Source organism: Stenotrophomonas sp. GD03794, assembly GCF_029842145.1.
Taxonomy (GTDB): Bacteria; Pseudomonadota; Gammaproteobacteria; order Xanthomonadales; family Xanthomonadaceae; genus Stenotrophomonas; species Stenotrophomonas riyadhensis.
In genome coordinates, this window is the sequence record NZ_JAOCFV010000024.1 from 1 (window position 1) to 13,144 (window position 13,144).

The window sequence follows — 13,144 nt, forward strand, 5'->3', positions numbered from 1 at the left end:
GCGGCGGGCCCAGCTTCAGCGACAGATCGATGGCCTGCACATGCTTGGTCAGGCCGCCGATGGAGATGCAGTCCACGCCGTCCTCGGCGATCGAACGCAGGCCGCCCAGGCCCACGCTGCCGGACACTTCCAGCGGAATGCGACCCGCCGTGATGCGCACCGCCTCGCGGCGCAGGTCGGGGCTGAAGTCATCCAGCAGGATGCGTTCGCAACCCGCCTCCAGCGCCTGGCGCAGCTGCGCCAGATCCTCGACCTCGACCACCAGCGGCAACCCAGGCCATTGCCGGCGTGCGGCAGCCACGGCTGCGGCCAGTGAACCGGCAGCGCGGATGTGGTTTTCCTTCAGCATCACCGTGTCGTACAGGCCGAAGCGATGGTTCTCGCCACCGCCGCAGCGCACCGCGTACTTCTGCGCCAGGCGCAGGCCGGGCAGGGTCTTGCGGGTGTCGAGGATGCGCGTGCCGGTGCCGGCCACGGCCGCCACGTAGCGCGCGGTGGTGGTGGCGGTGCCGGACAGCGTCTGCAGGAAGTTCAGCGAGGTGCGTTCGGCGCTGACCAGGCTGCGGCTGCGGCCGTGCAGCAGGGCCAGCACGGTGCCTGCGGTGACCGCGTCGCCTTCGGATACCTGCCATTCGATGCGTACGTCCGGGTCGAGCGCGCGATGGGTGGCGTCGAACCAGGGGCGGCCGGCGATCACCCCGTCCTGCTTGCACAGCAGGTAGGCGCTGTCGGCCTGGTCGGGCAGCAGGGCGGCGGTGACGTCACCGCTGCCCAGGTCCTCGGCCAGCGCACGCGCGACATCGGCGGCGACAACGGCCGCATCCGGCGTCGGCAGCGTGCTCATGCGGCCGGGAAGTCGGCGATCTGGGCGGTGGGGATGGCTTCCTCGGCCAGCAGCACCGGGATGCCATCGTCGACGCGGAACACCTGCTTGCGGTCGCGGGTGACCAGCGCTTCGCGCAGCGGCTGCGCCAGCGGGTTGCCATCGGCCTTGTTCACCGCGCCGGCGGAAATGGCCTTGTTGAGGGCTTCCAGGCCCTTGCCATCCAGCAGGGACAGGGGCTGGCGGGTGTCCGGCGACACCAGCAGGTCGAGCAGCTTGCGATCCATGGTTCTTCGTCTTGCGTGGAAGATGGCTAGAATACGTCTTTAAGGCAGGTGACGGCCAATGACCCCCAACCCGATCGCGCCGCTTGTCGGCATCGTCATGGGTTCCCGTTCCGACTGGGAAACCATGCAGCACGCCGCCCAGAAGCTTGAAGCTCTGGGTGTTCCGTTCGAAGTGAAGGTAGTGTCCGCGCATCGGACGCCGGATGTGTTGTTCAGTTACGCCGAGCAGGCGGGCCCGCGTGGCCTGCGCGCGATCATCGCCGGTGCCGGCGGGGCCGCGCACCTGCCGGGCATGATCGCCGCCAAGACCGCCGTGCCGGTGCTGGGCGTGCCGGTGCAGTCCAAGGCCCTCAACGGCATGGATTCGCTGCTGTCGATCGTGCAGATGCCAGCCGGCATCCCGGTCGCCACCTTCGCCATCGGCAATGCCGGCGCCTCCAACGCCGCGCTGTTCGCCGCCGCAATGCTGGCCAGTGACCAGCCGGCGATCGGCCAGGCGCTCGACGCGTTCCGCGCACGCCAGACCGAAGACGTGATGGCCCACGACGATCCGCGCCAATGAGCCTGACCGTCGGCATCCTGGGCGGCGGCCAGCTCGCCCGCATGATGGTACTGGCCGGTGCACCGCTGGGACTGCGCTTCGAACTGTACGACCCGGCGGCCGACGCCTGCAGCGGCCCGCTGGCGCCGCTCACCGTCGGTGCCTTCGATGACCGCCAGGCGCTGGCGGACTTTGCCGCCAAGGTCGACGTGGTCACCTTCGATTTCGAGAACGTGCCGGCCGACAGCGCGCAGTTCCTGGCCGACCGCGTGCCGGTCTATCCGCCGCCGGCCGCACTGGCCGTGGCCCAGGACCGGCTGAGCGAGAAGACCCTGTTCCAGCAGCTGGGCATTCCGCTGCCGGCCTTTGCCGACATCCGCAGCCGTGAGGAGCTGGCCGCGAAGGCCGCCGAATTCGGCCTGCCGTGCATCCTCAAGACCCGCCGCCTCGGCTACGACGGCAAGGGTCAGTTCCGCCTGCGCAGCGAAGGCGACATCGATGCTGCGTGGGATGCGCTGGGTGCGCAGGTCGAGCGTACCGGTCTGATCCTGGAAGGCTTCGTGGCCTTCCAGCGCGAGGTCAGCGTGGTCGCCGTGCGCGGCCGCGATGGCAGCTTCGAGGCCTGGCCGGTCACCGGCAACTGGCATGTCGATGGCGTGCTGTCGGCCAGCGTGGCCCCGGCCGTGCTGTCCGACGCCGAGCAGCAGGCCGCGATCGGCTATGCCCGTCGCGTCGCCGAGCACCTGCAGTACGTCGGTGTGTTCGCGCTGGAGCTGTTCTGCCGCGATGGCGAGCTGCTGGCCAATGAGATGGCGCCGCGCGTGCACAACTCCGGCCACTGGACCATCGAAGGCAGCGAGACCTCGCAGTTCGAGAACCACCTGCGTGCCGTGCTGGGCCTGCCGCTGGGCAGCACCCGCATGCTCGGCCATGCCTGCATGCTGAACTGGCTGGGCGCGATGCCCGACCCGGCGCCGGTGCTGGCCCAGGCCAGCGGGCATTGGCATGACTATGGCAAGGAGCCGCGCGAAGGTCGCAAGGTGGGGCATGCCACATTGCGCGATGACGATGCCGCAGCACTGGCCGACGCGCTGGGCCAGGTGGGCCTGGAACTGGACCGACAGGCCCAGGTGGCACCGGCGGTGCACGCGCTGCGAAACCGCTGAACGCGGGTGTGCCGGCGTGCTGCCGGCACACCCCTGTATGGCTGCAACGGTGTGGCGCACCGGTGCAGGCATCGGCGCAACACTCCCGGTGGTAGCGTGGAGCTCCTTTCACAGGAGTCACCCCCATGCTCGACTGGAATGCCTACCGCAAGGAACTGAAGGGCCGCATCGGCGAGATCGGCAAGCTCTCGCCGGATACGGTCAAGGGCTATGCCACACTGGCCAATGCCGGCGCGCAGACCAACCACCTGGATGCCAAGACCCGCGAGCTGATCGCGCTGGCCGTGGCAGTGACCACCCGCTGCGACGGCTGCATCACCGTGCATGTGGATGCAGCGCTGAAGCACGGCGCCAGCCGCGAGGAAATCGCCGAGGCGCTGGGCGTGGCAGTGTCGCTCAATGCAGGCGCCGCGCTGGTGTACTCGGCACGGGTGATGGACGCGGTGGCCGCGCACGAGAGCGCGTGAAGCTCCGTACTGTTTCCCGGTAGTGCCGGCCGCTGGCGGGCGGACCGGGTATGGTCGTGCGCGTATGGGGATGCCGGCCAGCGGCCGGCACTACCCCGTGGCGGAGCCGCTGCCTCAGCGCAGCTGGCTTTCGGCGAATTCCCAGTTGACCATCTGCCAGAACGCGTCCAGGTAGCGCGCGCGATCATTCTGGTAGTCCGTGTAGTAGGCGTGCTCCCAGACGTCGCAGCACAGCAGTGGCGTGCTCTCGCCGGTCAGCGGGGTGCCTGCATTGCGGGTGGCCTGCAGGCCCAGCTGCCCGCCCGGATGCTGCACCAGCCACACCCAGCCCGAGCCGAACAGGCCCAGTGCGGTGCGGTTGAACTCCTCGCGCAGGCGCTGCACGTCGCCGAACTGGCGCTTGACCAGCTCGCCCAGCCGCCCCTGCGGCTCACCGCCGCCGCGCGGACGCAGGCACTGCCAGTAGAAGCCGTGATTCCAGGCCTGGGCGGCAGCATCGAACAGCTTGCCCTGGGCGTGACGGACGATCTCTTCCAGTGACGCTTCTTCCCACTCGGTGCCGAGGATGCCGGCATTGACCGCATCCACGTAGGCGCGGTGATGGCGGCCGTGGTGCAGCTCCAGGGTCTGTGCGGACAGATGCGGCTGCAGGGAGCCGGGAAGGTAGGGAAGGGCAGGCAATTCGACAGGCATGGACAGGTTCGTGGCCAGAGGGGCGGCGGCAGCCGGTTCCATCGGCTTACAATGGCGGCTACCGTGGGCAGTCTAGCCGACCACCGCGGTCGGTTTGTCCGGCGAAGCAAGGAGTGAGGTTGTGGCGGTAATGCAGCAAATCCAGGCCGAGGTCGATCGTTACCCGCTCGTGCTGTTCATGAAGGGCACCCCGCAATACCCGATGTGCGGCTTCTCAAGCCGCGCCGTACAGGCGTTGATGGCGGCCGGCGCTGTCACCCTGCGCACCGTCAACGTGCTGGAAGAACCCGAGATCCGCGCCAACCTGCCGCGATTCTCCAACCTGCCGACGTTCCCGCAGCTGTTCATCAACGGTGAGTTGATCGGCGGCTGCGACATCGTCCTGGAGCTGTTCGAAGCCGGCGAGCTCAAGCGCATCGTCGAAGAGGCGACACAGGGATGAGTGCCTGGCCATCGACGTCACCGACCGACGGGGCGCTCGATGGCCGCCCGTTGCAGGATCGCGTGGTGCTGGTTGCAGGCGCCGGCGGTGGCTTGGGTAGTGCGGCGGCCGTTGCGGCCGCAGCGGCCGGTGCCACCGTGGTCCTGCTGGGCCGCAAGCCGCGCCGCCTGGACCGTGTCTACGCCCAGGTGCAGGCTGTCGGCCCGGAACCGCTGCTGTATCCGCTGGATCTGGAAGGCGCTGGCCCGGATGACTACGCCGAACTGGCCCAGGCCCTGCAGCGCGAGCTCGGGCGGCTGGACGGCCTGCTGGTCTGTGCCGCCCATTTCCCGGGCCTGACTCCGTTTGAACTGGCCGATCCGGCCAGTTTCGCCCGCGCGGTGCACGTCACCCTGACCGCGCCGGCCTGGCTGGCCCAGGCCTGCCTGCCGCTGCTGCGGCAGCGCGAGGATGCGGCGATGGTGTTTGCAGTGGATGCGCCCGAGCGGGTCGGACAGGCCTATTGGGGGGGGTATGGCGTGGCCCAGCATGGACTGCGCGGCCTGATCACCAGCCTGCACGACGAACTTGGCCGCAGCCCGGTACGGGTCAGTGGCCTGTACCCCGGCCCGCTGCGCACGGCGCTGCGCGCCCGTGCCTATTCCGTCGACCAGGACCCGGCCGCCCAAGGCCCGGAGGCCGCCGCCGCTGCGGCCGTGACCCTGCTGTCCAGCGCCGGGCATGCCTGGCGAGGCCAGATTCTCGACGCCAGTGAGGCGCCTCTGTCGGAATGAGGCCGGGGGAAAGGCGGAGTGAAGAACCCGTCACGATTGCGTTGCGATCCGGTGCCGTTTGTCGCACAACCGTCACATTGATGGCGTAGCGTGTTAATCTAGTGTTAACCGTTATGGCTGCCTTCAGCCAAGCGGTAGGGAACCCCAGATAACTCTCCGACCAGCCACCCGCAGGGCTGTTTGGATGCGCTTTTTTTCCGCCATCGCCAACTCGCATCGAGGCTACCGAAAAATGACCCACCCACTCCGGATGTCCAAGCTTACCCTTGGTCTCGTGGCCGCACTCGCCGCCGCTCCCGCCTTCGCCCAGAGCACCTCTGCCGGTGTCGGCGGCCAGGTGATGTCCGCCGCAGGCCAGCCGGTCGCCGGCGCTGAAGTCACCATCACCCACACCGAGTCGGGCACTGTTTCGCGTGCCACCACCGATGCGTCGGGTCGATACAACGCGCGCGGCCTGCGCGTGGGTGGTCCGTACACCATCACCATCACCAAGTCCGGTGAAGGCACCAAGACCGAAGAGGGTGTCTTCCTGAACCTGAATCAGGTCAACACCGTCAACGCCAGCCTGGGCGGTGATCTGGCTGCGACCAATCTGGACGCGGTGAACGTCGTTGCCACCGCGGGTGGCCTGGACCTGTTCAGCGCCACCAAGATGGGTACCGGCAGCAACGTGACCCGTGAAACGATGGATGCGTTGCCGTCGGCCAACCGCAACATCCAGGACTACATCCGCCTGGACCCGCGCATCTCGCAGGTCAGCAAGGCTGACGGCGCGATCTCGGCCGGTGGCCAGAACACCCGTTACAACGCCATCCGCATCGACGGCATCAGCGCCTCCGATCCGTTTGGCCTGGGCTCCAACAACCTGCCGACCGAGCGTCAGCCGGTGTCGATGGACGCCATCCAGGAAATCAACATCGACCTGGCCAACTACGACACCACCATCTCGGGTGGTACCGGCGCGGTGATCAACGCCGTGACCAAGTCGGGTACCAATGAGTTCCACGGCACCGTGTACGGTTCGTACCGCGACAAGGACATGGTCCGCTCGCGCCTGGAAGGTGACAAGTCGGACTTCAACGGCTTCAAGGACGAGAAGACCTACGGCATGACCTTCGGCGGCCCGATCGTCAAGGACAAGCTGTTCTTCTTCACCAACTATGAAAAGTACGAGCGTAGTGGTGGCGGCGTCAGCCTGAGCGACAGCCCTTATAACAAGGATCCGGCGAAGGGCGGCATCAGCGACGCTGACATCTCGGCTGTGCAGAAGCGCATGGCGGAACTGGGCCACCCGGTGGGCGGCGTCAGTGACCTGAACAACAAGACCGAGATCGAAGAGTACGCGGTCAAGTTGGACTGGAACATCAACGAGAACCACCGTGCGGCCCTGCGCTACAACAAGATGAAGCAGGACGTCGTCCGCTTCCCGCAGGTCAGCAGCAGCGCACTCTCGCTGAGTGACTTCTGGTACACCCAGCCGACCCAGTACGAAACCTGGATGGGTGAGCTGTTCAGCGATTGGTCCGAGAACTTCTCGACCGAGTTCAAGGTCTCGCACAAGGACTACTCGTCCAACCGCGTCGCCGCCTCGCACCTGCCGCAGATGCGGGTCCGCTTCGGCAACAATTCGCTGTACCTGGGTACCGAGCAGAACACCCACACCAATCTGGTCGAGTCGAAGGAACTGAGCGCCTTCGGTGCCGGTACCTGGTACGTCGGTGACCACACCGTCAAGTTCGGTTTCGATTACACCGACAACGACCTGATGAACTTCTACGGCCGTAACCTGTACGGCGCGTATGACTTCCGTGACCTGGCCTCGTTCCTGAAGGGGACCGCGAACGGCTACCAGCTGCGCGTTCCGCGCGCGGGCGGCAGCCTGGATGACATTCCGGCCAAGTTCCATCTGAAGAATACTGGCCTGTTCATCCAGGATACCTGGGCGATCAACTACAACCTGAGCCTGATGTTCGGCGTCCGCGTGGACATCCCGGACTTCACCAGTCAGACCAAGTACAACGCCGACATCCAGTCACTGTATGGCTACAACAACACCAAGCTGGTGGACAAGAGCCTGATCCAGCCGCGCGTTGGCTTCAACTACACCTTCGACAGCGACCGCCCGACCCAGCTGCGCGGTGGCGTGGGCCTGTTCGGCGGTGCTGCACCGAACGTGTGGCTGGCAGGTGCCTATCAGAACACTGGCCTGAACTACGTCGAGTACAACGTCAGTGGCAACCCGGGTGGCTTCAGTGCTGATGCCGACAATCCGTTTATCCCGGATCCGTCGAAGATCATCGCGCGCCAGAACGTCGACATCATCAACCCGGGCACCCGCCTGCCGTCGGTGTGGAAGGCCAACCTGGCCTTCGATCACGAGCTGCCGTGGTACGGCATCGTGGCGTCGGCCGAACTGCTGTTCACCAAGGTCAAGGATGGCCTGTACTTCGAGCGTCTGGACCTGACCAATGGCAAGGGCAATGGCCCGACCTACGTGTCCGCACAGGACGGTCGTGAGATCTACTGGAACGACAAGGGCCTGAACCAGGCCAACAGCAAGATCGACAGCCGCACCGGTGACAACCTGGGCATGGAGAACGGCACCAATGGCGTGCTGAACCGCAACTACCGCCCGAACAACATCGGCGACGTGCTGCTCCTGCGCAACACCAACAAGGGCCGCGGCAGCCAGGCGACCTTCTCGCTGGCGAAGCCGCTGACCGAGAACTGGGGCTGGTCGCTGGGTTACACCTACACCCAGTCGAAGGAAGTGAGCCCGCTGACCAGCTCGCAGAACACCTCGAACTGGAACAACACCCAGATCCTGAACGCCAACGAGAACATCGCGTACAACTCGCGCTATGCGATCAAGGACCGTATCACCGGTACCCTGGAGTGGAAGCACAACTTCTTCGGTGACAACGCCACCCGCGTCGGCCTGTTCTATGAAGGCCGTTCGGGCCGTCCGTACAGCTACGTGTTCTACAACGATGCCAACGGCGACAGCGCGATCGGCAACGACCTGTTCTACGTGCCGAAGGGCCCGGGCGACGTGCTGTTTGTTGGCGGCGCAGACATGGAGAAGAAGTTCTTCGACTGGCTGGCGCAGAATCCGGAACTCGATGCTTACCGTGGCAGCACCGTGCCGGCCAACCAGCACCGCGCCAAGTGGGTCAACAGCTTCGATGTCCGCATCAGCCAGGAGTTCCCGGGCTTCGCGAAGACCCACAAGGGTGAAATCGCGCTGGACATCATGAACGTCGGCAACCTGCTCAACAAGAAGTGGGGCCTGATCGACGACTACGGCTTCTACGCCACCCGTCGCGTGGGCAACTTCGCAGGTATCGATCCGGCCACCGGCAAGTACGTGTACTCGTTCACCGGTGCGGATGATTCCTCGGTCCAGGAAAACAACAACGACAAGGGCAACACCGCCGTGTCGCGCTGGTCGATGCAGCTGACCGTGAAGTACAAGTTCTGATCCATCAGAGCCTGAAGCAGTAAGTGAAAACGGCCGGGGAAACCCGGCCGTTTTCCGTTCATGCGAAAGTCCTTGCAGGTCATCTGGCATCGGCGTAGCATCCGGAAATGTGCGCGGTGCCAACGCCGCCGATGCGGTCCCGGAAAGGCGAACGCGGGAAGCACACATCCAACGGTCGGGCTTCCCGGCCGTTTTGCTTTTTAAGGGGGCGGCAGTACAGTCGGAAACCTTGAAGGAAGCGAAAAATTGGACATGACCACGAACGAAAAATCAGCCCGTGCACTGCCGGTGCAGGACGCGCGGATCTACCCGCGCGGTGGGCTGGATGTGCTGTCGCGGGCCGAAGTGGCCCGCCTGCGCGACGCGTCTGCCGGCGGCATGCACGAGCTGCTGCGCCGCTGTGCGTTGGCGGTGCTGACCAGTGGCAGCGCCTCTGACGATCCGCGCGCGGCGCGCGATCTGTATCCCGATTTCGACATCCAGGTGGCGCAGCAGGATCGCGGCGTGCGTATCGATCTGGTCAACGCACCGGCGATGGCCTTCGTCGACGGCGAGATCATCCGCGGCGTCGCCGAACTGCTGTTCGCCGTCGTGCGCGACCTGGCGTACATGGCCATCGAGATGGGCCCGGCCTACGCCGCTGAGCTGGAGTCCTCCGAGGGCATCACCAATGCGGTGTTCGGCCTGCTGCGCAACGCGCGCATCCTCAACCCGGGCGACCCGAACCTGGTGGTGTGCTGGGGCGGCCACTCGATCTCGCGCGATGAGTACCTGTATACCAAGCAGGTCGGCTACGAGCTGGGCCTGCGCGGCCTCGACATCTGCACGGGCTGTGGCCCGGGTGCGATGAAGGGCCCGATGAAGGGGGCCACCATCGCCCATGCCAAGCAGCGCCGCACCGTGACGCGCTACATCGGCCTGACCGAGCCGGGCATCATCGCCGCCGAGTCACCGAACCCGATCGTCAACCACCTGGTGATCATGCCGGACATCGAGAAGCGCCTTGAGGCCTTCGTCCGCATCGGCCACGGCATCATCGTGTTCGCCGGTGGCGTCGGCACCGCCGAGGAAATCCTGTACCTGCTCGGCATCCTGCTGCGCGAGGAAAACAAGGACCTGCCGTTCCCGCTGATCCTGACCGGCCCGACCGTGGCGGCGCCGTACTTCGAGCAGATCGATCGCTTCATCCGCCTGACCCTGGGTGATGCTGCAGCCGAGCGCTACGAGATCATCATCGGCGACCCGGTGGCGGTGGCCAAGAAGATGGCCAACGGTATCAAGCGCGTGCGCGAGCATCGCCTGGCACAGAAGGACTCGTTCTTCTTCAACTGGTCGATCGAGATTCCGTGGGAGTACCAGCAGCCGTTCGTGCCGACCCACGAGGCAATGGCCGCGCTGGACCTGCACCACGGGCGCGCGCCGCACGCGCTGGCGGCTGACCTGCGCCGGGCGTTCTCGGGCATCGTCGCCGGCAACGTGAAGGAGGACGGCATGCGCCGCATCGAGCAGTTCGGGCCGTTCCAGATCCATGGCGACCCGGACATGATGCAGGCCCTGGACGCATTGCTGCGCGCCTTCGTCGAGCAGCGCCGGATGAAGATCTCCGGCGAGTACCAGCCCTGCTACCAGGTGCTGGCCTGAGCCTGTGCCGGCGCGATGGGGATCGCGCCGGGGTGGGCAGGGAGGGCGGGTCGTCAAGGCTTTGACGCCCGTCGCCCCGGATTGACCGTTCATCCTGCCGCCGCTTGCCGGTGGCAGGGCGATGGCCCATCGTGGCCCTCAACACGCTGGGGAGCGTCCAATGTCTTTGCGCCGGCCAAACGGCTTCACACTGGTTGAACTGATGGTGGCGCTGATCGTGCTGGCAGTGCTGGCCACCATTGCGTTTCCCAGCTTCCAGAGCACGATCCGCTCCAATCGGGTCGTCTCTGCCCACAATGAACTGATCGGCCTGCTCAACCTTGCGCGCAGCGATGCCATACGCAACAACCGTGGCGGCGGCGTGTGCGGCAGCAGCGATGGCACGCGCTGTGACGGAAAGTGGGACAAGGGCATGATGGCCTTCAGCGATACCTCCGGCAACGGCGATTTCGACAATGGCGAAATCGTGCTGCGTTTCAACCAGATCAACCCAGGCCTGGTCGTGGCCGGCCCGCAGACGCTGGTGGCCTTCGATGCGCGCGGCCGTCGCCGCGCGGCAGGCGATCAGGTCATTACCCTGCGCCCCGACAAGTGTGGCAAGGATCCGATGATGAGCACGATCACCATCAATGCCTCGGGCCAGGTCAACAGTACGAAGGGGCCCTGCCCATGAAGCATCCGTCATTCCATGCCGCGCGCCAGCAGGGGGGCTTCAGCCTGCTGGAGGTACTCATTGCGATCGTGGTCCTGGCGTTTGGCCTGCTCGGCTTCGCGCTGCTGCAGACCATGAACGTGCGCTACGTGCAGAGTGCCAATTACCGCACCCAGGCGACCAATCTGGCCTATGACCTGACCGAGCAGATGCGCAGCAACCGCTACCAGTCGGCGTGGTACGCCAATGCGAGTTTCACCTCGGGGAGCCGGACCGCCGCCGGGGTCTGTGCTCCCACCACCGCGGCCGTCAGCATCGCGCAGAACATCACTGACTGGCAGTGCCGGGTGGTCAAGGCGCTCGGTGACAACGCCGCAGCCACCGTGACCGTCAACAACGGTGTGGCGACCGTGGCCATCAGCTGGGCCGATGAACGCTGGAACCCGAAAAGCCCGGATACGCCGACCACCTTCGCCCTGCAGACCCAGCTATGAATGCATCGCTTTCCACGTCCGCCCGGCAGGCGGGTCTGTCGCTGATCGAGTTGATGATCGCCATGGTCATCGGCCTGGTGCTGATGCTGGGGGTCATCCAGATCTTCATCGCTTCCCAGTCAGCATCGCGGTTGTCCGAAGGTGTTGCGCGTGCACAGGAAAACGGTCGGTTCGCGCTGGACTTCCTTGAGCGTGACATCCGCATGGCCGGCCATCTGGGCTGCGTCAATGACCAGGCACACGTGACGAAGGGGCAGGGAGAGCCGCATTACAACCTCGGTGCGGTGTCCGGAAGCGGCAATCCGTTGGATTTCAGCGTGGCGGTGCAGGGCTATGAAGCACCTGATACCGGGCCGGGCACCCAGCTGGAGGTAGGCAAGGGTTCGCTCCCTGCCAACCTGCCGACCGCAATCGCCAAGCTTTCGCCGGCGCCGATGCCGGGCAGCGACATCCTGGTGCTGCGGTTCCTTGCTCCCGAGGGTGTGCCGGTACTGGCGGTGAATGGTTCGGTTCTGACCGTCGACGCCGCACGCTGGCAGCGACTGACCGAAGGCGGTGTCTCCGCTCCGACCCTGTTTGGTGTTTCCAGTTGTGATGCGGTGGACATCTTCAAGGGGACAACCGCCGCCGGAACCATCACGGCCACGGGGGTCAGCCTGTCGCGGCACGCACCGCAGCCTGCGCCGACGATGGTCTATCGCGCCGAATCACTGGTGTATTACGTGGGCCAGGGGGTGAGTGGTCCGGGGCTTCGCCGCGCCCGGGCAGATGCCAGTGGCGCCTACACCATCAATGAAGAACTGGTTGAAGGCATCGAGAACATGCAGTTGCTGTTCGGCCTGGATACCACTGCCAGCATCGCGCCGGGCTCATCGCCGGTGGGCAACATCACGCGCCTGCAGACTGCTTCGACGGTCACCACCCAGACGGACGCGACCGGCGCCGGTCAGTGGCTGCGGGTCGGTCAGGTGCGCGTGGGCCTCATCGCGCGCAGCGCCTCACCGGCAAGCGCAGGCAAACCGACCGATGCGGCAGCCAAGCTGGGTGTGCTGGGGGTTACCTACAGCCAGGATGGCGTGACCGACGGGCGCTACCGGACCGCCTACGAAGTCAGCATCGCGCTGCGTAACCGACTCTACGGGAATTGATCATGAGCCGATCACCAACCATGCGTCACCGGGCCAACCGCGCGCCCATGCTGCCCCGGCGGCAGGAGGGAGCGGTGTTGTACGTGGCGCTGATCATGCTGCTGCTGCTGGCACTGATCGGCATCGCGGGCATGCAGGTTGCTGGCATGCAGGAGAAGATGGCCTCCAACTATCGCGCGGTGAATCGCTCCTTCCAGAACGCGGAAGGCGTGGTGCGCAATGCAGAGCGCGCGGCGGAGGCGATCGCCAACCGCACCGATGTGCCGACGGGCAGCGTGCTGGCGTCGGGCGATATCAGCTACGACTGCGAGGACCGTTTCGACCCCGTGCAGTGGGGGCGTTCGCAGGTGATCACCGCCGTGCCGAAAGTGAGCGTTCGCCGCATCGACAAGTGCGGTGGCCCGGGTGGCAACGCCCTGGATGAGGGGCAGGCCGATGACAGCGCGACGTATACCTACCAGATAACCGCGTTCGCGGCCGATGACCCTGCCAATGCAACGTCATCGTCGGTGATCGATACCATTTTCAAGCTTTGA

Annotated in this window: 14 protein-coding genes; 11 read left to right on the top strand and 3 right to left on the bottom strand. The window is 65.7% G+C overall.

Annotation, left to right across the window (positions count from 1 at the left end):
* Both nadC and N5D91_RS13775 read right to left on the bottom strand, forming a co-directional pair.
* Positions 1-844: carboxylating nicotinate-nucleotide diphosphorylase (nadC, locus tag N5D91_RS13770; protein WP_279922693.1), on the bottom strand; the 844-nt coding region annotated here is incomplete at its 3' end.
* Complete coding sequence (locus tag N5D91_RS13775; protein WP_005408847.1) at positions 841-1,110, bottom strand: Trm112 family protein; 270 nt, start codon at positions 1,108-1,110, stop codon at positions 841-843. The genes nadC and N5D91_RS13775, both read right to left, overlap by 4 nt.
* A gap of 58 nt (positions 1,111-1,168) precedes the next feature.
* On the opposite strand from N5D91_RS13775, the gene purE reads away from it, so the two are divergent.
* The 3 genes from purE (at position 1,169) to N5D91_RS13790 (ending at position 3,284) form a co-directional block, all read left to right on the top strand.
* Positions 1,169-1,672, top strand: coding sequence for a 5-(carboxyamino)imidazole ribonucleotide mutase (gene purE, locus N5D91_RS13780; protein ID WP_005412808.1), 504 nt, complete (start codon positions 1,169-1,171; stop codon positions 1,670-1,672).
* Positions 1,669-2,817 carry a 5-(carboxyamino)imidazole ribonucleotide synthase gene (locus N5D91_RS13785; RefSeq protein WP_180854905.1) on the top strand — a complete coding sequence of 383 codons (1,149 nt, stop codon included), beginning with the start codon at positions 1,669-1,671 and terminating at the stop codon, positions 2,815-2,817. Before purE ends, N5D91_RS13785 begins: the two co-directional genes overlap by 4 nt.
* 125 nt (positions 2,818-2,942) lie before the next feature.
* Positions 2,943-3,284 (top strand): carboxymuconolactone decarboxylase family protein, encoded by a 342-nt coding sequence (locus N5D91_RS13790; RefSeq protein ID WP_004152082.1) that lies wholly within the window; start codon positions 2,943-2,945, stop codon positions 3,282-3,284.
* A gap of 114 nt (positions 3,285-3,398) precedes the next feature.
* Here N5D91_RS13790 and N5D91_RS13795 read toward each other — a convergent pair whose 3' ends face one another.
* Positions 3,399-3,977, bottom strand: coding sequence for a superoxide dismutase (locus N5D91_RS13795; RefSeq protein WP_110714287.1), 579 nt, complete (start codon positions 3,975-3,977; stop codon positions 3,399-3,401).
* 121 nt (positions 3,978-4,098) lie between these two features.
* On the opposite strand from N5D91_RS13795, the gene grxD reads away from it, so the two are divergent.
* The 8 genes from grxD to N5D91_RS13835 all read left to right on the top strand — a co-directional run bounded on the left by grxD (position 4,099) and on the right by N5D91_RS13835 (position 13,144).
* Positions 4,099-4,419: a Grx4 family monothiol glutaredoxin gene (gene grxD, locus N5D91_RS13800; protein ID WP_005408852.1), complete on the top strand. Its 321-nt coding sequence runs from the start codon at positions 4,099-4,101 to the stop codon at positions 4,417-4,419.
* Complete coding sequence (locus N5D91_RS13805) at positions 4,416-5,192, top strand: SDR family NAD(P)-dependent oxidoreductase (protein ID WP_180854906.1); 777 nt, start codon at positions 4,416-4,418, stop codon at positions 5,190-5,192. The genes grxD and N5D91_RS13805 overlap by 4 nt, the downstream gene beginning before the upstream one ends.
* A 232-nt stretch (positions 5,193-5,424) precedes the next feature.
* Complete coding sequence (locus N5D91_RS13810; RefSeq protein ID WP_164160591.1) at positions 5,425-8,673, top strand: TonB-dependent receptor; 3,249 nt, start codon at positions 5,425-5,427, stop codon at positions 8,671-8,673.
* A 252-nt stretch (positions 8,674-8,925) separates the two neighbouring features.
* Complete coding sequence (gene ppnN / locus N5D91_RS13815; RefSeq protein WP_005408855.1) at positions 8,926-10,314, top strand: nucleotide 5'-monophosphate nucleosidase PpnN; 1,389 nt, start codon at positions 8,926-8,928, stop codon at positions 10,312-10,314.
* A 160-nt stretch (positions 10,315-10,474) separates the two neighbouring features.
* Entirely contained in the window at positions 10,475-10,987 is a 513-nt protein-coding gene (locus N5D91_RS13820) for a Tfp pilus assembly protein FimT/FimU (RefSeq protein WP_180854907.1), read from the top strand.
* The gene (gene pilV, locus N5D91_RS13825) at positions 10,984-11,460 is read left to right on the top strand and encodes a type IV pilus modification protein PilV (RefSeq protein WP_153856944.1); all 477 of its coding nucleotides are present in this window, start codon (positions 10,984-10,986) and stop codon (positions 11,458-11,460) included. The genes N5D91_RS13820 and pilV overlap by 4 nt, the downstream gene beginning before the upstream one ends.
* A complete protein-coding gene (locus tag N5D91_RS13830; RefSeq protein ID WP_153856945.1) occupies positions 11,457-12,608 on the top strand; it encodes a PilW family protein in 1,152 nt (383 codons plus the stop codon). Before pilV ends, N5D91_RS13830 begins: the two co-directional genes overlap by 4 nt.
* Before the next feature lie 20 nt (positions 12,609-12,628).
* On the top strand, positions 12,629-13,144 hold the full coding sequence (locus N5D91_RS13835; protein WP_110711783.1) for a PilX N-terminal domain-containing pilus assembly protein: 516 nt from the start codon (positions 12,629-12,631) through the stop codon (positions 13,142-13,144).